Raw genomic sequence first — 25,310 nt, forward strand, 5'->3', positions numbered from 1 at the left:
TAAGTGGCACATGCCTTGCGGATAGGACAGTTGGAATAGGGACAATTTGCCACACCGCTATAGGATAGGGGAGGAGAAGCTTGGCATGACCGAGACATTTTACGATGTAATGAGGCGGCAAGGTATCACGCGCCGCAGTTTTCTTAAATTTTGCAGCCTAACAGCCGCGGCCCTTGGGCTTGGACCGGCTTTTGCGCCGAAAATTGCGCATGCGATGGAGACCAAACCCCGGATACCTGTTTTGTGGCTGCATGGGCTTGAATGCACTTGCTGTTCGGAGAGTTTCATCAGATCCGCGCATCCGCTCGTGAAGGATGTAATCCTTTCCATGATCTCGCTGGACTATGACGACACCATCATGGCAGCGGCCGGTGATCAGGCTGAGGCTATTATCGATGAAGTGGTTGAGAAATATAAAGGCAACTACATTCTGGCCGTAGAAGGAAACCCCCCTCTCAATGAAGACGGCATGTTTTGCATTATTGGTGGCAAGCCGTTTGTCGAACAACTGAAATATGCAGCAAGTAACGCGAAGGCCATTATTTCCTGGGGGTCATGCGCATCCTGGGGATGTGTGCAGGCAGCGCGGCCAAACCCAACCCGCGCGACACCAGTGCACAAGGTTCCCGGCCTGCCGGACAAGCCGATCATTAAAGTACCCGGCTGCCCGCCTATCTCGGAGGTAATGACAGCCGTCATCACCTATATTCTCACGTTCGAGAAGTTCCCGGAGCTGGACCGTCAGGGCCGGCCGAAAATGTTCTATTCACAGCGCATCCACGACAAATGCTACAGGCGGCCGCATTTTGACGCCGGACAATTTGTCGAAAAGTTTGACGATGAAGGCGCCCGCAAAGGCTATTGCCTCTATAAGGTCGGCTGCAAGGGCCCAACCACCTATAACGCCTGCTCCACCGTTCGTTGGAACGGCGGCCTGTCCTTCCCGATCCAGGCGGGTCATCCCTGTATTGGCTGTTCGGAAGACGGCTTCTGGGATAAGGGCAGTTTCTATGACCGCCTGACCGACATCAAAGGATTTGGAATAGAAGAGAATGCCGATGAAATCGGCGGCACAGCGGCCACCATTGTTGGTGCGACCGCAGCTGCGCATGCGGCTGTCAGCGCCGTCAAACGTGCACGCGAAAAAGGAGGGGAAAGCTAATGTCGTCGATCACAACCCCAAACGGATTTAATCTTGATGACAGCGGCAAGCGCGTGGTCGTTGATCCGGTAACCCGGATTGAAGGCCATATGCGCTGCGAAGTTAACCTGGATGAAAACAATATCATCCGCAACGCGGTATCAACCGGCACCATGTGGCGCGGGCTTGAGGTTATCCTCAAAGGACGTGACCCGCGGGATGCCTGGGCCTTCACCCAGCGCATCTGCGGTGTTTGCACAGGCACGCACGCCCTGACATCGGTGCGCGCGGTTGAGGATGCGCTCGGGATCATGATCCCGGAAAATGCCAACTCAATCCGGAATATCATGCAGTTGTCGCTGCAAATTCACGACCACCTGGTGCATTTCTACCATCTGCATGCGCTGGATTGGGTAAACCCGGTGAACGCCCTTAAGGCAGACCCGAAAGCGACATCCGAACTTCAGCAGGCGGTATCGCCGCGGCACGCGAAATCTTCGCCCGGCTATTTCCGGGATATCCAGAACAGGCTGAAAAAGTTTGTTGAATCAGGCCAATTGGGGCCGTTCAAGAACGGCTACTGGACAAACCCGGCCTACAAACTGCCCCCGGAAGCCGACCTGATGGCCGTAACGCACTATCTGGAGGCCCTTGATTTCCAGAAGGAAATCATGACCACCCGTACCATCTTTGGCGGCAAGGATACTCACCCCAACTGGCTTGTGGGTGGTGTGCCCTGTGCGATCAACATGGACGGCCCGATGGCTGCAGGCGCACCCATCAACATGGAACGCCTGAACTATGTTTCCCAGATTATTGATCGGTCCATCGAGTTTATCGAGAATGTCTATATCCCGGACATTATCGCCATCGGCTCCTTCTATAAGGACTGGCTCTATGGTGGTGGTCTTTCCAGCACCAGCGTCCTTTCCTACGGCGATATCCCGGACAAGGCCAATGACTATAGCGCCAGTAACCTGATGATGCCGCGCGGCGCTATCATCAACGGCGACCTCAGTAAAGTGCATGAAGTGGACTTGCGCGACCCAAGCGAAATTCAGGAATTTGTTCCGCACTCCTGGTACCAGTATCCGGACGAAACAAAAGGCCTGCACCCTTGGGATGGCATTACCGAGCCGAAATACGAGCTTGGGCCAAACGCCAAAGGCACACGCACCCACATCAAGCAGCTGGACGAAAACGCCAAATATAGCTGGATCAAGGCGCCGCGCTGGAAAGGCCACGCGATGGAGGTGGGCCCACTTGCCCGCTATATCGTTGGCTACGCCCAGGGCCATGAAGAAATCAAGGAGCAAGTTGACAGCACCTTGTCCGCCCTGAACGTTCCCTTGAACGCTCTGTTCTCCACCCTTGGCAGGACAGCAGCCCGGGCGCTTGAGGCCCAGTGGGCTGCACGCAAGCAGCGCTATTTCATGGACAAGCTGATCGCCAACATCAAGGCCGGCGATACTGCCACGGCCAACACCGAAAACTTTGACCCCAAAACCTGGCCGAAGGAAGTGAAGGGGGTTGGTTTCACTGAGGCGCCCCGTGGTGCCCTCGCCCACTGGATCAAGATCAAGGACACCAAGATCGACAATTACCAGTGCGTTGTACCAACCACCTGGAACGGTAGCCCACGCGACAAGGAAGGCAACATTGGTGCTTTTGAGGCTTCACTCATGAATACCAAGATGGAACGTGCCGAAGAGCCGGTCGAAATCCTGCGCACACTACACAGTTTCGATCCATGCCTTGCCTGTTCGACCCATGTGATGGGCCCGGACGGCGAAGAACTAAGCACCGTGAAAGTCAGGTAAGGGAGATTATCATGAAAACACATACGAAAATTGGTCTGGCTTCAATCGCCGCCCTTACTGTAGCCGGGGCTGCATCAGCCCACACAGGAGGCAATCTTGCAGGTGTGGGCGCAGGGCTTCTGCACCCGCTGGTCGGGCTCGATCACCTGATCGCCATGTTTGCGGTTGGTTTATGGGCTTCGCTCGCACCAGCAAAAAAGGCAATCCAGGGGCCGCTGGCCTTCCTGGCAGCCCTTGTCGTTGGCTTCGGGCTTGGCCTTGGCGGCGCCTCTGCCTCCTTCATTGAGACCGGGATCATTGTGTCGCTGATTGCGCTTGGTGGCCTGATGCTTCTGCGCCACAAGGTGCCCATGGCTATGGCGCTTGCCTTGATTGGCGGCTTTGGCCTCTTTCACGGTCACGCGCATGGTGCCGAGGCCACAGGCGCTGTAGGCGGTTACATGGTGGGCTTCCTTGCCACAAGCATAGCCCTGCATCTTCTTGGCTATGCCGTAGGGTCGATTGTATCGCGCAACAAATATGCCGTTCCAGCAATGGGCGCGTCTGTTGCCGCAGTCGGGCTTATCCTGGCCAGCGCATAGGAGGGAGGCATGACGTCCACTCAAACTCCCAGCCATACCGAAGAGGCCGTATATGTCTATGAAGCGCCTATTCGAATCTGGCACTGGATAAATGTTTTTGCCATTCTGACCCTCTGCCTGACAGGTTATTTCATCGGATCACCGCCGCCGACAATGTCTGGTGAGGCATACGATTCATACCTGTTCGGCTGGATACGGTATCTGCATTTCGTCTCTGCCTATATTTTCCTGATCGGTTTCCTGTTCCGCCTCTATTGGGCTTTTGCAGGAAACAAGCATGCCAAAGAGATTTTCGCGCCGAAATTCTGGACAAGGAAGTTCTGGTCAGAGGTGAAGCACGAAGTTGCCTGGTATGCCATGCTGGCCAAGGAGCCCCTGAAATATACGGGGCATAACCCGCTGGCGGCTTTGGTTATGCATATCATGTTTGTCTGGGGCAGTGTCTTTATGATCATTACCGGCCTTGCCCTTTATGGCGAGGGAACAGGCATGGGCAGCTGGCAGTTCGACTATTTCTCCAGCTGGGTTATCCCACTGTTTGGTCAAAGCCAGGATGTGCATACATGGCACCATCTGGGCATGTGGTGCATTATCTGCTTCATGATCATTCATATCTACGCAGCGGTGCGGGAAGACATCATGTCGCGGCAATCGATCATATCGTCCATCTTCTCTGGCTGGCGAACCTTCAAGGATAGCAGGTCGTCTAACCAGAAATAGAACCAACCAGTTTCCGACTGGAACAGGTAGAAAATAGCGAGGCCCGCCTGGTCTCGCTATTTTTGTATTATATTCTTCCACCTATTGCGCATAATGGAATGTTACTTTCCACTTAATGAGGGGGTGGAATACAAACTTCCAGTATTTCTGCCAGTTTGGAAGCTGACATGCTTCTGGCACGGCCCTTGCCTTTCATGGCGACGGGAAGAGCGCCCCTTGAAGGGGCAACGGGGAGAAGTCGGCTATGGGTGAAACCCAACCATCCGTCCTGATATTGGGCATCGGCAACCTGCTATGGGCAGATGAAGGTTTCGGCGTGCGCGCCGTTGAAAGCCTGCATCAAAACTGGTCTTTTCCGCCCAATGTCAAAGTCATGGATGGCGGCACACAGGGCATCTATCTGGTTCAGCATATTCGTGACGCGGATATATTGATCGTGTTTGATGCCGTTGACTACGGCCTTGAGCCGGGCACGCTCAAACGCGTCGAGGGCGACGAAGTCCCGAAATTCCTGGGGGTCAAGAAAATCTCGCTTCACCAGACCGGTTTCCAGGAAGTTTTGGCCATGGCTGAAATGATGGGGGACTATCCCAAGCATCTGCTTCTCGTGGGTGTGCAGCCCGTTGAACTTGATGACTATGGCGGAAGCCTTCGCCCACAGGTAAAGGCGCAAATTCAGCCAGCCATCGAGATGGCGCTTGGCTATCTGATCGCCCATGGCATCAACGGCGAAAAACGAAGCACCCCGCTTGATGAAGAACTGACAATCGCATGTGAGCATATGGTCCTGAGCCGCTATGAGGCCGAACGCCCGGACGATGCCATGGCTTATAGAAAAGGAGATGCCCGCATTGTGGCTGGCGAAGGCTGGCAGGGACCTGAGGATTTCGAAGCCGAGATTGACGAAATATTGCACAGCCAGGGCCAAAGCTGATGTGTGTCGGCCTGCCGATGAAAGTGCTGGAAGCCGGTTTTGGCCAGGCCCTGTGCGACTATCGCGGGGAACAGCGCACCATTGATACCATCCTTGTTGGAAATGTGGAGCCCGGCCAATGGGTCATGGTCTTTATCAATGCCGCCAGAGAAATCATCAGTGAAGACGATGCCCTGAAAAGCCTGAATGCCCTGATTGCCCTTGAAAAGGTAATGCAGGGCGAGACCGACATCGACCATCTGTTTGCCGACCTTATTGCAAAAGAAGCGACGTAATCGGCGCAATCGGCAAAACGACAAGAATAATTGAGGGAGCAAAAACCAATGTATTCACCCCTATTGGAATCAATCGTTGAACGCGAAAATTTCAAGATCATGTCTGCTGATGAGCTTGAAGCCTATGCGCCGGACCGGGAGGATATTGTCCTGTTCTTTGCGGGCGACGCCGCAAGAATGGCAGATAGCGACGATGTGGCTGTGGTGCTGCCTGAACTTGTTAAGGCATTTGAGAATATCTTTGAAGCAGTGATAGTCCACCGGGAAAGCGAACGGGCCCTGCAGCTCAAATACCGCTTTAACGCCTATCCAGCACTCGTTTTTCTGCGCAAGGGCGACTATCTGGGAACCATTCAGAAAATTCAGGACTGGACTGATTATATCAATGAAATCAGTGACATCCTAAAGCGTTCACCCAGCGCACCGCCGCCCTACAGCCTGCCTGATGGCTGCGCCACCCAGCCCCAACAACCTGCAAACTAGAAGGCAAGCCCATGTCAGATACACCTCTCAGCTTTACTGGACCCGCGGCCACAGGGCCAGGCACCCAACCCCTTGATGAAGACGGCGCGCAGCTTGAATATATGGACATGCCGAAGGAAATGTCGGTTTATGAGGCGCCTGACCTGCCAGAGCCCGAAGAAGCCAGGGGGATGAAGGCCGCCCTCACCATCCTCCAAGACGTCCTTACTACATTGAAAGCGGGAGGCCTGAACGGCAAGGATCGCTATTTTGACCTGACCGGCCTGTCTGAAGACAATCTTGACTTCGTCAATCAGGTGCTGGGTGAAGGCGAGGTTTCGGTTATCGCGGGCCCCGATATGCAGGCACAGGAAACCATCCTCGCGGGCGTCTGGCGCATCCGGGGCAAGACAGACGGCGGCGATGTTCAGGATTATATCGAAGTCGCTGATTTCCCGTCGATTGCCAAAGAAATTGCCGGCCAGGGCGCAAAATCAAAGGTCGAGATCCCGCGTGTTTTTATGGAGGGTGTGTTTAACGCACCTGCCCTCCTCAGCGAAATCAACGAACATATCCCCGTGGCAGAAAAGCCGGGCGGCATTCACGCCATTAACCTGTCGCTGCTACCGCACACGGAAAATGATCTTCAGTTCATCACCCAGCAGGTGGGCGAAGGCAATGTGATTGTGCTTTCGCGCGGCTACGGCAACTGCCGCGTGTCGTCGACCAAAACCAAAAACACATGGTGGGTGCAATATTATAATTCGCAGGATACCGTCATCCTGAACTCGATCGAGATCACCAAATTGCCGGAAGTTGTTTGCGCGGCCCCCGAAGACATGGAGGAAAGCGCCGACAGACTGACAGAAATTCTGGGAGTTTATGTCTGATGGCGTCCTTCTTTGACGGGTCCTATGGAGGTGATGCACAAAGTTTGGCCGACGACGCCAAACTGGAATGCAAAATCTGCTGGCATGTCTATGATCCGGCTGAAGGCGATACCTATTGGCAAATCCCTAAAGGCACACCTTTTTCAAAGCTCCCGGACCACTGGAGCTGCCCTGAGTGTGACGCCGAAAAGTCAGGATTTCTGGAAATATCTGAATGACAAACCCAGACGCCATAAATGATCTGCCCTTATGGGTGGCTGACTGCTTCAGGGAGATTGAAGCAAGCCGCATGGCGGGACTGCCTTTTCTGAACCATAAGCTGGAAGTCGAGCCAGTCGGCTTTCAGGAGTGGGGAGGTGGCTATCTGGGAATATTGATCACGCCCTGGTTTCTGAGCATTCTGTATCTGCGCGAAGAATGGGAAGACGCCGCCCCAGGCGTTGGCGAAAAACGCATGCTATCGCTCCCTTCAGGAAAATTTGAATTTATCGGCAGCCATGAAGAAGCCCTGGGCACCTACCTTTCCTGCTCTCTCTTTTCTCCGGTACTGGAATTTGAGGACCAGGAAACAGCGCGCGCCGTCGCGCAGACGTCGATGCTTGAACTTCTGAACACGGAAACAAGTGTTAGCGAAAAAGAACAGGAAATGGCGCAGATCTGGCGCGGCGAATTGCCTGCAAGCCCGGCCAAGCCAAGCCCTGAGGACAGCTTTGATCAACCTTCAGACAGCACGGAGCAGGCGGAAGAAAAAGTGCCACTTTCCAAAACCGAGATGAGCAGGCGGCGATTTATTTCTGCCGGCCACGCCCGTAATGCCAGCGAGGCATCTTCATGACGTTCGAAGGCAAAATCACCATTGCGTTTCCGCGTGAAGAAAACGGGCGGGTGCAGGTGGGCATGCGCGAAGCCTTCAAGCCAGAAAAAATACTGGAAGGCATTTCTTGCGAGGAGGCGATATCGCGCATCGGAGCCCTTTATTCTCTTTGCCGCACAGGTCAGACACAGGCGGCTTTCACGGCCTTTGAACAAGCCAAAGCCGTTCAGCCGACCGGCCATGAAAGCCGCATAAGGGAATGCCTGATCCTTACGGAACGGCTGGGGGAAAACCTTATGCGGCTGGCGATTGACTGGCCCAAATGGACGGGCGCTACAGCGCCGAAATTCGCCTTCCCTGCCGCCAAGGTCCTTGTGGATGCCATCAAGACTATCTTCGACGAGGAGAATGCCTCTGGGTCACAAGGGCCAAAAGGTCTTGAACCAACCCTGGCGCAGATTGAGAAATTCATCGAATGCGAAATTCTTGAAATACCCCTGGCGCGCTGGCTGAGCTTGCGCGGGAACGAGATTGATAGCTGGTGCCTGAACGGACAACAGCTTCCAGCCCGCGCCATGGCTTATGTCATCAAAAACCGCTGGCAGCAGATTGGCGCCGCCCAGGACCCGGCGCCTACCATGGCGGCCGAAACCTCAACCGACGCCACAACGGTGGAAACCAGCCTCTATACCCGCTGGAGAAACGAAAAGCTTATCGGTTCATGCGAAACAGGGCCAAGAGGTGGGCTTCTGGCAAGGCTCCTGTGCCGCCTTGTGGAGATTGCAAAATTACCGGACCTCATCCGAAATACCTATTCGGGGGACAAGGCAATTGAAACCAAATGCTCCCTGGAGGGCGGGTGTGCCAGCGCAACAGTACAGGTAGCAAGAGGCCGCCTTATCCATAGCGTGAAACTGGATGGCAACATAGTGACCCGGTACCGGATTTCCTCGCCGTCCCATGTGAATTTCAGCCCTGACGGCATGGCTCAAAGAATTTTCCAGCAGATATTTGAGAAAAACAGATCGCAACTCTCTGATGTCGCCAATATGATGGTACGTACCGCCGACCCGTGCGTTCCATATGTTCTGGAGGGTGTCTGACATGCATGAAATGGCGATTTGTGAAAGCATCCTGCAGACCCTTCAGCAAGAAGCGGCTGCGCAGGGTTTTTCGGTTGTCAGAAAAGTCCGCCTGGAAATCGGGCCTTTCTCCGGCGTCGAAGTTGATGCGCTGAAATTTGGTTTCGACGTGGTGACGAAAGGGTCACTTGCGACAGATGCCGCTCTCGAAATCATAGAGACAAAAGGCACGGCCTGGTGTCTGCCTTGTGCTGCATCTATCACGATCAAGAACAGATATGACCCCTGCCCCACCTGCAATTCGCACCAGTTGCAAATAACCGGCGGGGAAGAACTGAGAATCAAGGAACTGGAGGTAGACTGATGTGTACAGTATGCGGATGTAGTGACGGCAATGTACAGATTGAAGGCAAGGATGGGCAGCATGCTCATGCGCATGACCATAGCCACGATCACAGTCATGACCACCACCATGGTCACGGGCATCATCATGATCACGACCACCACCATCATGACCATACTCATGCGCATGATTATGGCGCCGGTATTGCAGGTACCAGCGTACCCGGCCTGAGCCAAAGCCGCATCGTGCAGATCGAACAGGATATTCTGGCCAAAAATGACCAGTATGCCGCCAGAAACAGGGGATATTTTATGGATCAGGGCATCCTTGCTCTGAACCTCGTTTCCTCCCCTGGTTCAGGAAAAACCACGCTGCTGGTCCGCACCTTGAACGACCTGAAAGGCAAAACCGCCTGCTCTGTGGTTGAAGGCGACCAGCAGACAAGCGCAGACGCAGACCGCATCAGGGCAACCGGCGCACCCGCCATTCAGGTGAATACCGGCAAGGGATGCCATCTTGACGGCCATATGGTGGGCCATGCCCTTGAAACCCTGAAGCCGGAGCCCGCGAGCCTCGTCTTCATTGAAAATGTTGGCAATCTGGTGTGCCCAGCTGCGTTTGATCTGGGGGAAGCCCACAAGGTGGCTATCCTTTCCGTCACCGAAGGTGAGGATAAGCCCCTTAAATATCCTGACATGTTTGCGGCTTCCGGCCTGGTGCTCCTGAACAAGGTTGACCTGTTGCCTTATGTCGAGTTTGACGTGGATGCAGCCATCGAGAATATCCGTAAGGTGAACCCAGCCGCCAAAATACTGCAGGTTTCCGCCACCACCGGAGAGGGCATGGACAACTGGCTGTCCTGGCTGTCTGCTGCTCACTCCATGATTTTGGCCGGGCACCCCCTGTCAGAACAAAGCGCATAGGAGGCGCCGATGTGCCTTGCATTACCCGCAAAAATAGTCGCGCTTGAGGGCGAAGACATGGCTGTTGTCGCACTGGAGGGCGTGAAAAAATCCGTGTCCATCGCCCTGATCGAAGACGCGCAAGTTGGCGACTATGTGCTGGTGCATGTGGGATACGCCCTTCACAAAGTAAGCGAGGAAGAGGCCGAGCGAACACTGACAATCATGGCCGAGGCCGGCGTGCTTACCGAAGAAGTGCGGGAAAGCCTTGGGGAAGCCTCATGAAATATATCACCGAATTCCGCCAGAAGGATGTCTCTGCCAATCTGGCGCGGGCGATCGCGCAAGAGGTACAACCCGACCGCACATACCGTGTCATGGAGTTTTGCGGGGGCCACACCCACGCCATTTTCCGCTACGGGGTGCAAGACCTGATGCCCGCAAATTTTGAATTTATCCACGGCCCCGGCTGCCCTGTTTGTGTGCTGCCTATCAGGCGGCTGGACGATGCGATCGAGCTTGCCGAAAATCATGACGTGATCCTTTGTTCCTATGGTGACATGATGCGGGTTCCCGGCACCAAGCAGAACAGCCTTCTGAAGGCAAAGGCACGCGGCGCTGATGTTCGTATGGTCTATTCAACCCTTGATGCCCTGAAGATCGCAGCAGACAACCCGACCAAACAGGTGGTGTTCTTTGCCATTGGGTTCGAGACCACGACACCGCCCACGGCCGTGGCCGTCAAGAAAGCGAAAGAAGCCGGGCTTTCAAATTTTTCGGTCTTTTCAAACCACGTGCTAACGCCTGCCGCTGTAGGTGCCATCCTCGACACCCCCGGCACGCCGGATGAGCCGCCCGTTGAACTTGACGGATTTCTGGGACCATCCCATGTCAGCACCATTATCGGCACCCGCCCCTATGAAGCTGCCGCACAGAGATACAAAAAGCCTGTTGTCATCACGGGGTTCGAGCCGCTTGATGTGATGATGGCGGCCCTCATGATCGTGCGCCAGATCAATGAAGGGCGTCATGACGTCGAAAATCAATATACCCGTGTGGTGACCGCAGACGGCAACAAGAAGGCGCAAGCCCTGGTCGCTGAGGTCTTTGAGCTTCGGGACAGTTTTGAATGGCGTGGGCTTGGCCAAATTCCGAACAGCGCCCTGAAACTGAGGGACAGCTTCGCAGACTATGATGCCGAAAAACGCTTCGATATTGCACCCAAACAATCCCGGGAGGTCAAATCCTGTGAATGCCCGGCCATTCTGCGCGGCACCAAAGGCCCGCTGGACTGCAAACTGTTTGGCAAAACCTGCACGCCGGAAACGCCTTATGGGTCATGCATGGTGTCGTCAGAAGGGGCCTGTGCCGCATATTATAGCTACGGCCGTTTCCGCGCAGACCAGAGCGAGGGCAAAGTCGCATGACGGGAAAAACCAATAAAGCCTGCATTGAAATGGCGCACGGCGGCGGTGGTCGCACCATGGACCGGCTGATCACCGATATATTCAGGAAACATCTGGACAATGAATATCTGTCGCAGGCCAATGACGGGGCGCTTTTGCCCAAAGCAAGCGGCAGGCTGGTGATGGCAACAGACGGGCATGTGATCTCGCCGCTGTTTTTCCCCGGCGGCAATATCGGTTCCCTTGCCATTCATGGCACTGTCAACGACGTGGCCATGATGGGGGCAACGCCGCTTTATATCTCGGCCTCTTTCATTCTGGAAGAAGGGTTCCCCTTGGAGGACCTCGAGGAAATTGTCCGTTCCATGGGGGATGCCGCGAGACAAGCAAATGTATCTGTTGTCACCGGTGACACCAAGGTTGTCGAAAAAGGCAAGGGCGACGGGGTCTTTATCAGCACAACAGGCGTTGGCGTGATTGAGGATGGTTTGGCAATCGGCGGCGACAAGGCCGTGCCGGGGCAAGCTATCCTGATCAATGGCACCGTTGGTGACCACGGCGTCGCCATCCTTTCAAAACGCGAAAACCTGGAGTTCGAGACCGAGATTGTCTCGGACAGTGCAGCCCTGAACGGCCTTGTAAGCGACATGCTCGCTGCTGCCCCATCCATATCAGTGTTGCGTGACCCGACGCGAGGCGGGCTTGCCGCCACGCTGAATGAAATCGCGGGGCAATCCGGCGTGGGCATGTTGATTGAAGAAGAGAAAATCCCCCTCAAGCCCGCGGTATCCGGCGCCTGCGAGCTCTTGGGACTGGACCCCCTGAATATTGCAAACGAAGGCAAGCTGGTCTGCATCTGCAATGCCGAAGATGCAGACAAATTGCTATCCGTGATGCACGCGCACCCTTTGGGTAAAGAAGCATCCATGATCGGCGCGGTCACACAAGACCCAAACAAGATGGTCAGGATGACAACCATGTTTGGCGGCACCCGAATGATCGACTGGCTTGCGGGCGAGCAGTTGCCGCGCATATGTTAATGGGATTGGAGGAATAAATGACGGACCTGCCATCCATTCTGATTGTAGATGATGAAGTCAGATCGCTTGAATCCCTGGAACGTATTCTGGGGGGGCAGTTTGACGTCAAGACCGCAAAGAATGTCGCCGAAGCAAGCGAAATACTGGAGAATGAGTGGATTCAGGTAATCCTCTGTGACCAGCGAATGCCCGACAAGACCGGGGTGGAGTTCCTGACCGACGTGCGCTCGCGCTGGCCCGACATCATTCGCATGATCATTTCAGGCTATAGCGACCCAAACGACATTATCGAAGGCCTCAATGAAGCAGGCATCTATCAATATATTACCAAGCCCTGGCACCCGGAAAACCTGATCCTGACGCTGGAAAACGCTGTGCGCCTTTACAAGCTGCAGCGCGAGCATGAACTCCTTGCTATTGAGCTGAAAATGTCAGTCTCGAATGCTGAAAGCAAGATGTCTGACCGACGGAACAAGCTGCGGCAGGAGTATGATTTCAATGACGGCATTGTGCGTTCCAAAAACAGCCCCATGAACGAAATCTGCGAAACCCTGCGGCAAGTGGCCCCCTATGATGTCTCTGTAGTGATCACGGGAGCGTCCGGCACCGGAAAAGAGCTGGCAGCCCGCGCGCTACATTATGGCAGCCTGCGGTGGAACAAGCCATTTGTGGTCGAAAACTGCGGAGCCCTGCCTGACCAACTTCTTGAAAGCGAACTTTTCGGCCACAAGCGGGGCGCCTTCACGGGCGCTGTCACCGATCATGTAGGGCTTTTTGAACGGGCCGATGGCGGCACCGTTTTTCTTGATGAGATTGGCGAGGTTTCAAAGGCTTTCCAGGTCAAGCTGTTGCGCGTTCTCCAAGAGGGCGAGATCAGGCCCGTTGGCAGCGGAAAAAGCAAGAAGGTGGATGTACGTGTAATCGCGGCGACGAACAAGAACCTTGAGGACGAAGTAAAAGAAGGGCGTTTTCGGGCCGACCTTTATTACCGGCTCACCGGCATGATTATTCACCTTCCTTCATTGAAGGATCGCGCGGGCGACATCCCGGTGCTGGCCCACGCCCTGCTCACAAACACGATGAAAAAGCTTGGCAAGAAGGTCCAGGGCCTTGATCAGGAAGCGATCGAATGCCTGTGCGACTATGATTGGCCAGGAAATGTGAGGGAGCTTCAAAATGAAATACAGCATATGCTGGTGGTGGGCGAAGAAGGAAAGCTTCTAGGGGCCAACCTGATTTCAAGGCATATCCTGCATGCAAGTCCCACCGATGAAGAGGGCCACCTTGACAATTTTGCCACCCTTGAAGGCACACTGCGGGAGCGGGTTGACGCACTTGAGGCCTGCATCATCAAGGAAACTCTGATCAGGCACCGCTGGAACAAATCACAGGCCGCGAAAGAACTTGGTTTGTCACGCGTTGGCCTTCGCAGTAAGCTAGACAGGTTTGGTCTTGAAAATGTGAAACCCATCCGCACAAATCGAAAGACCGCAACAGGTAAATAGGCTTAATGCATTCTTCAACCGACAAAACCGCCCCACCGCATGCGCCAATGTCCTCCGTCCTGGGGCAGCAGATCGGGCCTGCCGGAGAAGAAGCCTGGATTGAAGTCGTCCAGAAAATGGACGAAGTCTATAGTGACCTCGTTAACTCCCAAACCGAGCTTGAAAACAAGAATGAGCAACTGAAAAAAGCCTATGAGGAACTGGACGACGCACACAAAAAGCTGACCCTGGCCCAGGAAAGATTGATTGTATCAGAAAAAATGGCGGCGCTTGGTCGCCTGGTTGCCGGTGTCGCTCATGAACTGAATAATCCGATCAGTTTTGTCTTTGGCAACATGCACGCATTGAAACGCTACGGCAGCCAAATTTCTCAATTCTTTGAACTCCTGCGAAAAAAGCAACCTTCGCCTGAAGTGGAAGACCTGATCGCAGAGCAGAAAATAGACAAGATTTTGGCCGATATTACGCCCCTTGTTGAGGGCACGCTGGAGGGAGCTGAACGTGTCAGCGATATTGTCCAGGGTTTGCGTCGCTTTTCTTCCAATCAGGAGGAAGCCCCCGGTCAGTTCAACCTGGTGCGGGTTATCAGAACTGCAGTAGACTGGGTGATAAAGGCTGAAAGAGCCAACCCGACCGTCAAGCTTGATCTTCCCGAAGCGATGGAAATAACTGGAAGAAAAGGCCAGACACATCAAATACTTGTCAATCTGGTCCAGAATGCTGTGGACGCCCTTTCAGACACCGAAAACCCCGAAATTCGGGTCTCATGCCGGTCAGTTGACGATGCCGTGGAAATATCCATTGCCGACAATGGCCCCGGCATACAGGCAGAAGAGATGGACAAGATATTTGAACCCTTTTTCACGACCAAACCCGTTGGCCAGGGAACCGGTCTTGGCCTCTATATCAGTTACGGTATGGCTCTCAAGCAGGGGGGCAGCTTGACAGCCACAAATAACGAAAATGGCGGTGCCACATTCACACTGAAGGTGCCGCACGATGGCCAGTAAGACCCAAAAGAACCTGATCTGGTTGCAGTCCGGTGGCTGTGGTGGCTGCACCCTGTCGCTCCTCGGGGCCAACAACCCGGATGTTTACAGCCGGTTTGAGGCCGCCAACATCAACCTTCTTTGGCACCCGTCATTAAGCGAGCTTTCCGGAAAGCCGGTCATTGACCTGTTCAACCAGATACTGGATGACAAGCTTGAACTGGATTTTCTGTGCCTTGAAGGGGCGGTGATGCGCGGACCCAACGGCACAGGCCGCTTTCATATGATGTCGGGCACAGACGAGCCCTATATGAACTGGATCGCAAAGCTTGCAGCAAAGGCAAAATATGTGGTTGCCGTTGGTTCCTGTGCAGCATTCGGCGGCATTACAGCCGCCGGCGATAATCATGTTGAAGCCTGCGGCCTTGCTTATGACGGCGTTGAGAAAGGTGGCCTGTTGGGCGGAGATTTTTCTTCAACAGATGGGCTTGGGGTAGTCAATATTGCGGGCTGCCCTGTTCATCCGGAATGGGTCACTGAAACCTTGCATCAGATGTCTGCGGGTACGCTTGAAAGCGATGACCTTGACGAATGGCAACGCCCGCTAGCTTACACCAAATATCTGGTGCATCATGGTTGCTCCCGCAACGAGTTTTATGAATATAAGGCCAGCGCTGAAACGCTCGGCAATCAGGGTTGCATGATGGAAAACCTTGGCTGCAAGGGCACCCAGGCCCGCGCTGACTGTAACATCAGGCCATGGAACGGCGTGGGTTCCTGCATCGAGGGTGGATACCCCTGCATCAACTGCACGGCCCCCGGCTTTGAAGAAGCAGGGCATGCCTATACAAAAACCCCGAAGATTTCCGGCATCCCGATCGGGCTTCCGACCGACATGCCAAAAGCCTGGTTTGTGGCGCTGGCGTCCTTGTCCAAGGCAGCAACGCCCGAACGCCTCAAGGAAAACGCACGGCGTGATCATCTGGACTTTGTGCCCGGCAACAAGAAAGGGCGTTCCAAATGAGCCGCTTGATCATGGGCCCCTTTAACAGGATTGAAGGTGACCTTGAAGTCCGGTTGGATGTGTCGAGCGGCTATGTGAACAAGGCTTTTGTCACATCGCCCATGTACCGGGGGTTCGAACGCATCCTTACTGGCAAACCTGTTTCCGATGCCCTTGTATATGCCCCGCGCATTTGCGGTATCTGTTCTGTGTCCCAGTCCGTTGCGGCGGCAAAGGCAATGGCCATGACCCAGGGCCTTACGCCTTCACCCAACGGCCTCATTGCTACCAATCTCATTCATGCCTGCGAAAATGCGGCCGATCACCTGACCCATTTCTATCTATTCTTCATGCCCGATTTTGCCCGCGAAATATATCAAGGAGAAAGCTGGTACGAGGAAATCGCGGACCGCTTCAAATCCGTGTCCGGAAGGGCGCCAGCAGAAATGCTGCCCGCCCGCGCAAACTTCATGCAGATTATGGGGCATCTGGCAGGCAAATGGCCACATACGCTGACCATCCAGCCCGGCGGCGTGACCAAACAGATTGGCAAGAGCGAAAAGACTGCCCTTGAGGTCATATTGGCCAGCTTCAGAAGGTTTCTTGAAGGCTCTCTCTTTGGCTGTGCGCTTGAGGAAATTGCAGGCATCTCGAACATACAAGAGCTATGGGCCTGGCACAGCAATGACCGGGCATCCAAAAGCGATTTTGGCAGGTTTCTTCATGTCTCCAAAGCGTTGAGGCTGGAAAGCCTCGGCCACACAAACAACGGCCTCATGAGCTTTGGCGCATATGAAGTGGGTGGCGAGTTTCTGTTCAACCGTGGAACATATGCCGATGGGGCACGACAAGCCCTTGCGCCTGAGACCATTACTGAGGAAGCAACAAGCTCCTGGTATGAAGACCTTGAGACCCCCAAAAACCCTTATGACGGCTCCACACTGCCCCAAATAGATAAAGAGGATGCCTATAGCTGGTGCAAATCCCCAAGATATGATGGGCGGGTGATGGAAGTGGGCGCCTATCCCCGGCAGGTGATATCGGGACATCCGCTTGCTGTCGATCTTTGGGCCAACGGTGGCGCGAATGTTTTCTCGCGCGTCGTCTGCCGAATGCTTGAACTCGCTATCCTTGTGCCCGCGATGCAGAAATGGGTGGGCGAGCTTGAAGACAAGATGCCTTTCTGCGTTCGGGGTAGCAGCGAGACGATCACCGGTAACGGCCTTGGCCTGACAGAGGCGGCAAGAGGGTCGCTTGGGCACTGGCTATGCGCAGAAGATGGCATAATCAAAAATTACCAGATTGTTGCCCCCACTTCCTGGAATTTTTCGCCCAGGGATCACCAGGGCATACCGGGCCCACTTGAACAGGCCCTCGAAGGGGCCCCGATCAGAAGCGGGGAGACCGAACCCGTTTCCGTGCAGCATATCGTGCGCTCCTTTGACCCCTGCCTCGTTTGCACGGTTCATTAAAGACCAGCTGGTTTTCGCATGGCCGCCAAACCCCAACAGGACCATTTCCTAATTCGCATCGAAGGCCTTGTACAGGGTGTCGGCTTCCGGCCAACCGTTTGGCGCATCGCAACCGAAATGAAACTGGTGGGCCAGGTTCTCAATGACGGCGAGGGCGTCAAGATTCAACTGGCGGGAAGCGTAGAAGAAGCACGCAATCTGCTGAGCGAGCTTCGCCGACAGTGCCCACCTCTGGCTCGAATTGACACGGCCGAAATCACACCTTTGGGCCAAGCTGGGCCCTTTGAAGGTTTCCAGATTGCCAAGAGCACCCACGACAGGAAGTCGGCCGGTATTGTGGCTGATGCAGCCACCTGCCCCGAATGCCTTGACGAAATCATGGACCCAGCTGACCGGCGGGCGGGGTATGCTTTCACAAACTGCACCCATTGCGGGCCGCGCCTTTCTATCATTCGCGCCATTCCGTACGACCGGAAAAACACCTCAATGGCCTCGTTCGAAATGTGCCCAGCCTGTCAGGCGGAATATGAAAACCCTGCTGACCGCCGCTTTCACGCCCAGCCCAATGCCTGCCCCGATTGCGGTCCACAAATCTGGTTCGAGACATTGGATGGCCGCCTGGACGCCGATGCCATAACAGTAGCTGTCAATAAGCTGAAAGCAGGCAATATCCTTGCGATCAAAGGGATTGGTGGTTTTCACCTTGCCTGTGACGCCACAAACAGCGAAGCCGTTAAGATGCTCAGGCAGAGGAAGGCCCGCGACAAGAAACCTTTCGCCATGATGGCCAGGGATATCACTCAGATCAAACGATATTGCACGGTAAACGGCGCGGAAGAAGCCAGCCTTACTTCAAAAGCTGCGCCAATCGTCCTTCTTGAAAAGCGACAAGATGCCAGCGCCCTGCCTTCCACTCTTGCCCCTGGCACCCACAAGCTAGGCTTCATGCTACCCTACAGCCCCCTGCATCACCTGATCATGGCCGATCTTGACCACCCTATCGTGCTGACATCAGGAAACCTTTCAAGTGAACCACAAGTAATCAGCAACGATGCCGCCCGCCAGAAACTACACAGCCTAGTTGACGGCTACTTGATGCACGACAGGGACATCGTCAACCGGGTGGACGACAGCGTAGTGTGCCACAGCGCCAGTGGTCAGTTGGTGATGCGGCGGGCGCGGGGATTGGCGCCAGCGCCCATCAGGATCGCCTTCCATACTAATAGGCCGATCCTGGCAATGGGCGGTGAGCTCAAGTCGAGCTTTTGCCTCTTAGACGGAAACCAAGCGATCCTGTCGCAACATATCGGTGACCTGGATGAGCCGTTCACCTTCACCGATTACCAGAAAATGCTGAACCTCTATCTGAAGCTCTATGACTTCCGGCCAGAAATCATCGCCATCGATAGCCACCCGGATTTCAAAGCAAGCCAGCTTGGGCAAAAACTGGCACAGGAGTTCGGGGCCGAACTTATAACCATCCAGCATCATGAAGCCCATTTCGCAGCCTGCCTGGGCGAAAATGAAGCCGGGTTTTCCGAAACCAAGGCCCTTGGCATCATTCTGGATGGTTTTGGTCTTGGGACAGATGGTGCCATCTGGGGTGGTGAGTTTTTTGTTGGAAATCTCTCAAGCCGACAGCATGTCGCCCAGTTTTCGCCTCATGCGCTTCTTGGGGGGGATAAAGCCACGCAGGAGCCCTGGCGAAACGCGTACGCGCACATGACCGCTGGACTTACCGATGAGCAAAAACAAGTCTATGCGAACCTGCCCATTTTCGAATTTTTCCGGCAGAAACCGCTGGCCGTTCTTGACCGGATGCTGGAGACAGGACTGAACTCACCACTGTCATCATCGGCGGGCCGCCTTTTCGACGCCGTGGCCGCCTGCCTTGGCATCTGCACGGGGCGTCAGTCCTTTGAGGGTCAGGCCGCAATCGAACTTGAGGCCACCGCAATGCCCTCAATGCAAACAGCCAACCCATATCCTTTCGAAATTCTGGAAGAGGGTGGGGCCGGGCAGCTTTCTTTTGCCCCGATGTGGGGGCCACTTCTGCACGATATGATGGGTGGCAAAGCCATTCCGCAAATCGCAGCAAACTTTCACCTGACCATCGCAGAAGGGATCGTGGCGCAGGCCCAGCTCATCGCGGGCCAACACGGCTTGAACGATATTGTCCTCTCAGGCGGGGTTGCCCAGAATACTATTCTGCGCGAAACCCTTGGTGAAAAACTTGGCGCACAGGGATATCGTTTCCTGCTCCATCACCAAATTCCGCCAAATGACGGGGGCATTGCTTTTGGTCAGGCCGTTATAGCGGCCCAACGGTAGCCCCGCCCCTGCTTACGAAAACTGAAGGTCTGCTCTTAGATGGAAAGACGGCCCTGTCGGATAGTCTCATTTTATGAGTCACACAGTCTCATTAATTGCGTCACCCTAAATGAACCAAAACCGAATTGAACCAGCCGCCATACGTAAGGGGAGTCAGAAGACTGACAATGATGAATTGCGGCCATTCGAGCGCAATAATTTAGGGGTTGGCCTCGGTAAGCGAAAAACCGACCTGTCGCGGATTTGCTGAGTCAGCATATGATAGCCAAAATCTATCATTCAATCACAAAAATCATGTATTGAACTATCACCGCAAGCCTACATCTTCTAGTTCGGCGGCCACCCCCGCCAGGAAACAGAATTAAAGATGGTTTGTGCCGTGCAGGAACAGTCTCCACGGCCTTCTTTTTGCGAGTGAAAAAACGTGTCCGCCCCCAATCCCCCGAGCGCTGCATCATCCACGAACTTAAGCGAGGTTTATGCGTTTCTACGCTCCATCCTCGGGCCCGAAAAATCCTTCTACAAGCTCGCCGCCGTCTATGGCGTCGGCATCAGCCTGCTGAGCCTTGCGGTGCCTGTATCGGTACAGATGCTGATCAACACGGTGGCGAATATCGGCCTGGCCGCACCCCTGGTGGTTTTGGCGACCGTGCTCTTTGTCCTGCTGCTGGTGTCTGGCCTCCTGAATGCGCTCAGAATACATCTGATGGAAATATTCAGTCGGCGGTTCTATGCGCGGATGGTCGCTGAAATTTCCCTGCGCACACTGTATGCCCAGAATCCCTTCTTTGCGGACAACGGCAAGAACCCGTTGTTCAACCGGTATTTTGACATCGTTATCATCCAGAAATCAGTGCCTTATCTTCTGATTGGCGGCTTCACCGTCGTGCTGCAGGCCCTTGTTGGGTTTGTTATCGTATCGCTTTATCATCCCCTATTTCTGGTGTTCAACATCACGCTCTGCCTGCTGATCTGGCTCATCTGGGCCATGTGGGGCAAGAAGGCCATCAAAAGTGCGATCGAGCAATCCCATAAGAAACACGCGGTTGCCGCTTGGGTTGAAGACCTTGGGGCTTCAAACGGCTATTATAAATCCAGCCTCCATATTGAGAGGGCGCTCAAGCTCACTGATGCGAAAACGGCAGACTATATCGCGTCGAACAAGGCCCATTTTCGCTACAGCTTTTCCCAAACACTCGCCTTCCTGCTGATATATGCCGCAGCCAGCGCGGCGCTTCTTGGGCTGGGCGGCTGGCTGACTATTCTGGGCCAGCTCAGCCTTGGTCAGCTGGTGGCAGCGGAACTGATCCTCTCAGCCGTCTTTTTCGGCATCTCGCAGCTTGGGGTCTATCTTGCCAGCTTCTATGACATCATTGCCGCCGTCGAAGAACTCTCGCATTTCTACTCCGTCCCCCAGGAAGTGCCCAGAGGCACGAAAACCCCGCTGGAAACCAACAGCGTGCTGTCCTTCGACAATGCGCAGGGCTTCGGGCGGGATGAGAAGGTCACTTTCAACCTCACCATCGGGCAAGGGGATGTCATTTTCTGTGGCACCAAAAACCACGGTATACAACGCCTGTTCACAGACCTGTTGAAGCACCATGTGCGGCCCGATGGCGGCATCGTCAGCATCGGAGGCATTGATGTGCTGGATATCGAAGTGCATGAATTGCGGCAAATCATCACCATCCTTGACCGGCCGACAGTGATCAATGCCACCATCCGCGACTTCCTCCGCTATGCGGGTGAGGAAAAACACAGCGGAGACACCCTTGATATCCTGGATCAGGTAGGGCTCAGGAACGCTGTCACCCATCTCAAGAATGGGCTGGATACGGAGGTATCGACCACCGGCGCGCCCCTGTCACTCACCGAAGTGCTGAAGCTCAAGCTTGCGGCGGCGCTGATCTCAGGCCCCAAGGTGCTGGTGCTTAATCAGCTGTTCGACATCATCCCAGAGAATACGCTGGTCAACATCCTCGCGCTGTTCCGCGAGCGCTGGAATACGACCGTGATCTATTTCTCCAACAGGGATCATGCGTTGGGGTTCGAGAAATTCCTCTATCTGGGGGCAGACACGCAATCCTTCTTCACCAGCTTCGAAACTTTCAAACAAGAACTCCGGTAAAAGGACGAGGGCACCATGCCGTTCCGCGAGCGTCATATCAATCACTTCCAAACTCTTGCCAGCATTCGCATGCCCCGCATCATGCGCGTGATTGCCTGGATGCTAGGCCTGGGGACCTTGGCTATCATCCTGTTCCTGATTTTCACCCCCTGGGTACAGACCGCCTCGGGCTTTGGTACCGTCACGGCGCTTAATCCAACCGACCGGCAGCAGGAACTGAACGCGCTGGTTTCTGGCCGTATCAAGGAATGGTATGTGCGCGACGGTAGCCGCGTAAAGGCCGGGGACCCCATCGTCAAGGTCGTCGACAATGACCCCAATTTCCTTCAGAGCCTGGAAGCCGAGCGCGCCCAGGCAATGGCCAAACTGCGGGCCATGGAGACCGCGGTCCTGACCGCAGAGATAGATCTTGACCGAACCCGCAAGCTGCTGAATGAGGGGCTGGCGTCCCAGCGTGACTTGGAGCAAGCTCGCCTCCGGATCGAGAGCCTTCGCGGAGACACTGCCGACGCATCGGCGCAACTGAACCGCCTGGACATCGGCCTCTCCCGCGGCTCCACCCAGATGGTGAAAGCCCCACGCGATGGCTTCATCCACAGGGTTCTCGCAGGCGATACAGCCACTTTCGTCAAGGCAGGAGACCCTGTAGCAACCTTTATCCCCGAAAAGGTTGAGCGGGCTGTTGAACTTTATATCGACGGTCGGGACATTGGCCTTGCCCGCCTTGGGGACCGGGTGCGATTGCAGTTCGAGGGGTGGCCCGTCGTACAGTTCAGCGGCTGGCCATCCGTGGCGGTGGGAACATTTGGCGGCCGAATTGTCGCCATTGACCCGGCGGCAGGCACGGGCGGAAGGTTCCGGGTTCTGGTCAGTGAAGACCCGGATGACCTCCCCTGGCCTGACAACCGGCTGCTGCGTTTGGGCGCAAAAGCCAGGGGCTGGATTACCTTTGAGACGGTCACCGTAGGCTATGAAGTTTGGCGCCAGTTGAACAACTTCCCGGCCGAGTTTCGCCCGGAGGCCACAAAAGCCAACGCCGACGCGGGGGCGAAATGATGACACGCCTGATCCTGATCGCCCTGGCGCTGGTTGCAGCTCTCACTGGCAAGGCAGGCGCCTCACTGACCCTGCAGGAAGTCCTGACATCTGCCCGCGAGCATGCCCCGAAACTTTTGGAACAACAGGCAGCGCTCAGGGGCGCTGAAGGAAGTGTGCTGGCGGCTGAGGGCGCTTTTGACACCACTCTGGATGTGGAATTTCGCAGTCGCGCCACCGGCAGCTGGAGCGGAAGCTACCTGAAAGCCGATGCCAAAAGGGCACTGACAGACAATGGTGTCTCGGTCTATGGCGGCTACCGCGTATCAGACGGTCGTTTCCCCACATATGAAGACCAGTATTTCACCAACTCGTTGGGGGAATTCAAACTGGGCGTTCTTGTGCCGCTGTTGCAGGACCGCGCTTTCGACACGAACCGCTTCCGCGTGGCCGATGCGCGCCTGAAACGGGAGCAAGAGCAGATCAAAACGCTGATCCAGGCCATTGAAGTCCAGCGCAACGCCACAATTGCATACTGGGAATGGGTCGTGGCCGGACACCAGCTGAGGGTTTATGAGCATTTGCTTGCCATCGCGAAGCAGCGGGACACGGCGCTCAGCCGGCAGGTTGAAGAAGGCGCAATCGCCAACTTTGCATTACTTGAAAACCAACAGAATATCACCCGGCGGCAGACCCTGGTGATGAATGCGCGTCAGAAGTTTCTGATGGCCGCCAACAAGCTGTCACTCTATTACCGAAGCCCGAAGGGAATCCCACAGCAACCGGAAGAAGCGCAGCTGCCCGCCATGGCAGAGGTGTTTACCGGCATCGCTGGCGTAAACCTGACAACTGGCCCGACCGAGGCGCTGGTCGCCAAACGGCCGGAACTGGAAAGCCTGAATGTCGCGCTGGACCGCGCCCGCCAGAAACTTCGGCTTGGCGAAAACGGCCTAAAGCCCCAGCTTACCCTTATGGGTGAAGTGTCCCGAGATTTCGGGGGCATAGCCGAAGGGGGCAGCAGCCGGGACTCTACCGATGCCATCGTTGGCGTGCGCTTCTCGATCCCACTCGGTCAACGTGCTGCACGCGGCAGCTTTCGCTCAGCAAAGGCAGATTTAGACAGGCTGTCATTCCAGCGGCAGCGGTTAATGGAGCAGTTCATCGTTGAGCTTGAAAATCTCACGCTGGGCGTTGAAATGTCACAACAGCGTCTGATGCTGACCCGGCAGAATGCGGCCCAGACCCAAGCCATGCAAAAAGCCGAGGAAATTCGTTTTGCCAACGGTGCCAGCGACTTTTTTCTGCTTAACGTCCGCGAGGAAGCCGCCTCTCGCGCGCAAATCGACCACCTTCTGGCGGCGCTGGAGTTTCACGCCTCCATGGCCAGCTATTCTGCTGCGATGATGGATTTGGAAACCCTGGGGCTTGAGGAAATGCCGCTATAGGCAACCGCTTTGGGGATCTCACCTGCCCATTGGGTGGATCCCCGTCTGCTTATGAACGTGCGAACTGGTCTAGCACATATTGGTAATAGGCATCCGTGTCTTTGATCTTCATGATCACATCCACTTCGCGCATGGCCTTGTTGGGGATCATCGCGCCTTCCTTGTCACCACTGGTGACAATTTCGATATGCATCTTCTGTGGCTCATCAAACAGATCCGGCCGCGAGATATAGCAGGTGGTTACCATGTCCCACATGTCATAGAAGGGCTCGTCAGACACTAGGGCATAGCTCTGCAGCGCCAGGTCCGAATAGCGGTAGACCTTCCCCTGCACGAGAAGCTGCGCCATAAACTCCTTGGCGACCGGCACCGTATCCGTGACATCAAGCGGGAAGACGGTAATCTTGAATTTGGTATTGGCCAGAAGCCACTGCCCTGCGTCCGGGTCCCAGAAGACATTCCATTCGGCATAGGGGTTGGCGATGGGCAGCGTGTCCGGGTCAAGGTTGCCGGCAACATCCACCGCACCCGCCATCCAGATCATATGGTCGATCTTGGCCTCAAGCTCGGGGCGCCGCTTCAAAAGCTCCGCGATTGGTGTTGCCGGGCACAGGCACAGGAGGATGACCGGCTCCGGCACGCTATCGAGATACTGCTCCAGCCAGGCATCACCGTCCGGGTAGGGCGGCCAATCGGGGTGCGGGCCATAGGGCGCGAGCGCCGCAACCTCCCCCTGCTTGATGCAGTCAGCCCGGTACGGCCAGGGGAACGGGTTGAACCCCCGCGCGCCAGAGAGCGACAGCGGAATATCGGTGCGCCCGATATATTGCTGTATTTTCCATGCCGCATCCATTGCCGGGCCATAGATACAGTCGGCGTTGACGATGACGATACCGTCGAGCGAGACACCTTCCATGGTTGTGAGCAGGATGGTCGACATATATTCGTCGATGGCTGCGTCATGGACGAGAACCACACGTTTGGTCATTAGC

25 protein-coding genes are annotated in these 25,310 nt (G+C 55.2%); 24 read left to right on the forward strand and 1 reads right to left on the reverse strand.

Features of this window, described 5'->3' with window-relative positions; all coding sequences use genetic code 11:
• The first annotated feature begins 85 nt into the window (after positions 1-85).
• The 24 genes from ACFO5Q_RS12090 (at position 86) to ACFO5Q_RS12205 (ending at position 24,318) form a co-directional block, all read left to right on the forward strand.
• Complete coding sequence (locus ACFO5Q_RS12090; RefSeq protein ID WP_068148924.1) at positions 86-1,162, forward strand: hydrogenase small subunit; 1,077 nt, start codon at positions 86-88, stop codon at positions 1,160-1,162.
• The gene (locus ACFO5Q_RS12095) at positions 1,162-2,961 is read left to right on the forward strand and encodes a nickel-dependent hydrogenase large subunit (protein WP_068148926.1); all 1,800 of its coding nucleotides are present in this window, start codon (positions 1,162-1,164) and stop codon (positions 2,959-2,961) included. Before ACFO5Q_RS12090 ends, ACFO5Q_RS12095 begins: the two co-directional genes overlap by 1 nt.
• A gap of 11 nt (positions 2,962-2,972) precedes the next feature.
• Entirely contained in the window at positions 2,973-3,542 is a 570-nt protein-coding gene (locus tag ACFO5Q_RS12100; protein ID WP_068148929.1) for a HupE/UreJ family protein, read from the forward strand.
• A 9-nt stretch (positions 3,543-3,551) separates the two neighbouring features.
• Positions 3,552-4,262, forward strand: coding sequence for a Ni/Fe-hydrogenase, b-type cytochrome subunit (gene cybH / locus ACFO5Q_RS12105; RefSeq protein WP_068148930.1), 711 nt, complete (start codon positions 3,552-3,554; stop codon positions 4,260-4,262).
• Positions 4,263-4,506: 244 nt separating this feature from the next.
• Positions 4,507-5,196, forward strand: a complete 690-nt coding sequence (locus tag ACFO5Q_RS12110; protein ID WP_068148933.1) for a HyaD/HybD family hydrogenase maturation endopeptidase — start codon at positions 4,507-4,509, stop codon at positions 5,194-5,196.
• Positions 5,196-5,471: a HypC/HybG/HupF family hydrogenase formation chaperone gene (gene hypC / locus ACFO5Q_RS12115; RefSeq protein WP_068148936.1), complete on the forward strand. Its 276-nt coding sequence runs from the start codon at positions 5,196-5,198 to the stop codon at positions 5,469-5,471. The genes ACFO5Q_RS12110 and hypC overlap by 1 nt, the downstream gene beginning before the upstream one ends.
• A 48-nt stretch (positions 5,472-5,519) precedes the next feature.
• Complete coding sequence (locus tag ACFO5Q_RS12120) at positions 5,520-5,954, forward strand: thioredoxin domain-containing protein (protein WP_068148942.1); 435 nt, start codon at positions 5,520-5,522, stop codon at positions 5,952-5,954.
• 11 nt (positions 5,955-5,965) lie between these two features.
• Positions 5,966-6,823, forward strand: a complete 858-nt coding sequence (locus ACFO5Q_RS12125) for a hydrogenase expression/formation protein (RefSeq protein WP_068148946.1) — start codon at positions 5,966-5,968, stop codon at positions 6,821-6,823.
• Complete coding sequence (locus ACFO5Q_RS12130; protein ID WP_068148950.1) at positions 6,823-7,041, forward strand: rubredoxin; 219 nt, start codon at positions 6,823-6,825, stop codon at positions 7,039-7,041. Before ACFO5Q_RS12125 ends, ACFO5Q_RS12130 begins: the two co-directional genes overlap by 1 nt.
• Positions 7,038-7,658 carry a [NiFe]-hydrogenase assembly chaperone HybE gene (hybE, locus tag ACFO5Q_RS12135; protein ID WP_068148951.1) on the forward strand — a complete coding sequence of 207 codons (621 nt, stop codon included), beginning with the start codon at positions 7,038-7,040 and terminating at the stop codon, positions 7,656-7,658. Before ACFO5Q_RS12130 ends, hybE begins: the two co-directional genes overlap by 4 nt.
• Positions 7,655-8,740, forward strand: a complete 1,086-nt coding sequence (locus tag ACFO5Q_RS12140) for a hypothetical protein (protein WP_068148954.1) — start codon at positions 7,655-7,657, stop codon at positions 8,738-8,740. Before hybE ends, ACFO5Q_RS12140 begins: the two co-directional genes overlap by 4 nt.
• A 1-nt stretch (position 8,741) precedes the next feature.
• Complete coding sequence (hypA, locus tag ACFO5Q_RS12145; RefSeq protein WP_068148958.1) at positions 8,742-9,083, forward strand: hydrogenase maturation nickel metallochaperone HypA; 342 nt, start codon at positions 8,742-8,744, stop codon at positions 9,081-9,083.
• Positions 9,083-9,985 (forward strand): hydrogenase nickel incorporation protein HypB, encoded by a 903-nt coding sequence (gene hypB / locus ACFO5Q_RS12150; protein WP_068148962.1) that lies wholly within the window; start codon positions 9,083-9,085, stop codon positions 9,983-9,985. The genes hypA and hypB overlap by 1 nt, the downstream gene beginning before the upstream one ends.
• A gap of 9 nt (positions 9,986-9,994) precedes the next feature.
• Positions 9,995-10,249: a HypC/HybG/HupF family hydrogenase formation chaperone gene (locus ACFO5Q_RS12155; protein ID WP_068148964.1), complete on the forward strand. Its 255-nt coding sequence runs from the start codon at positions 9,995-9,997 to the stop codon at positions 10,247-10,249.
• The gene (hypD, locus tag ACFO5Q_RS12160) at positions 10,246-11,391 is read left to right on the forward strand and encodes a hydrogenase formation protein HypD (protein ID WP_068148967.1); all 1,146 of its coding nucleotides are present in this window, start codon (positions 10,246-10,248) and stop codon (positions 11,389-11,391) included. The genes ACFO5Q_RS12155 and hypD overlap by 4 nt, the downstream gene beginning before the upstream one ends.
• Positions 11,388-12,410: a hydrogenase expression/formation protein HypE gene (gene hypE, locus ACFO5Q_RS12165; protein WP_068148970.1), complete on the forward strand. Its 1,023-nt coding sequence runs from the start codon at positions 11,388-11,390 to the stop codon at positions 12,408-12,410. Before hypD ends, hypE begins: the two co-directional genes overlap by 4 nt.
• A 17-nt stretch (positions 12,411-12,427) precedes the next feature.
• Complete coding sequence (locus tag ACFO5Q_RS12170) at positions 12,428-13,915, forward strand: sigma-54-dependent transcriptional regulator (RefSeq protein ID WP_068148972.1); 1,488 nt, start codon at positions 12,428-12,430, stop codon at positions 13,913-13,915.
• A gap of 5 nt (positions 13,916-13,920) precedes the next feature.
• Positions 13,921-14,925: a sensor histidine kinase gene (locus tag ACFO5Q_RS12175; protein WP_068148975.1), complete on the forward strand. Its 1,005-nt coding sequence runs from the start codon at positions 13,921-13,923 to the stop codon at positions 14,923-14,925.
• Entirely contained in the window at positions 14,915-15,928 is a 1,014-nt protein-coding gene (locus tag ACFO5Q_RS12180; protein ID WP_068148979.1) for an NADH-quinone oxidoreductase subunit B family protein, read from the forward strand. Before ACFO5Q_RS12175 ends, ACFO5Q_RS12180 begins: the two co-directional genes overlap by 11 nt.
• On the forward strand, positions 15,925-17,379 hold the full coding sequence (locus ACFO5Q_RS12185) for a nickel-dependent hydrogenase large subunit (protein WP_068148982.1): 1,455 nt from the start codon (positions 15,925-15,927) through the stop codon (positions 17,377-17,379). Before ACFO5Q_RS12180 ends, ACFO5Q_RS12185 begins: the two co-directional genes overlap by 4 nt.
• Before the next feature lie 18 nt (positions 17,380-17,397).
• Positions 17,398-19,710: a carbamoyltransferase HypF gene (hypF, locus tag ACFO5Q_RS12190; RefSeq protein WP_068148985.1), complete on the forward strand. Its 2,313-nt coding sequence runs from the start codon at positions 17,398-17,400 to the stop codon at positions 19,708-19,710.
• 424 nt (positions 19,711-20,134) lie between these two features.
• Positions 20,135-21,838: an ABC transporter transmembrane domain-containing protein gene (locus ACFO5Q_RS12195; protein WP_068148989.1), complete on the forward strand. Its 1,704-nt coding sequence runs from the start codon at positions 20,135-20,137 to the stop codon at positions 21,836-21,838.
• A 15-nt stretch (positions 21,839-21,853) separates the two neighbouring features.
• The gene (locus ACFO5Q_RS12200; protein ID WP_068148994.1) at positions 21,854-22,894 is read left to right on the forward strand and encodes an HlyD family secretion protein; all 1,041 of its coding nucleotides are present in this window, start codon (positions 21,854-21,856) and stop codon (positions 22,892-22,894) included.
• A complete protein-coding gene (locus ACFO5Q_RS12205) occupies positions 22,891-24,318 on the forward strand; it encodes a TolC family protein (RefSeq protein WP_068148997.1) in 1,428 nt (475 codons plus the stop codon). Before ACFO5Q_RS12200 ends, ACFO5Q_RS12205 begins: the two co-directional genes overlap by 4 nt.
• A 49-nt stretch (positions 24,319-24,367) precedes the next feature.
• Here ACFO5Q_RS12205 and ACFO5Q_RS12210 read toward each other — a convergent pair whose 3' ends face one another.
• Entirely contained in the window at positions 24,368-25,306 is a 939-nt protein-coding gene (locus ACFO5Q_RS12210) for a nucleoside hydrolase (protein ID WP_068148999.1), read from the reverse strand.
• Positions 25,307-25,310 lie beyond the last annotated feature (4 nt).

Source organism: Kordiimonas lipolytica, from assembly GCF_042651265.1.
Classification (GTDB): Bacteria; Pseudomonadota; Alphaproteobacteria; order Sphingomonadales; family Kordiimonadaceae; genus Kordiimonas; species Kordiimonas lipolytica.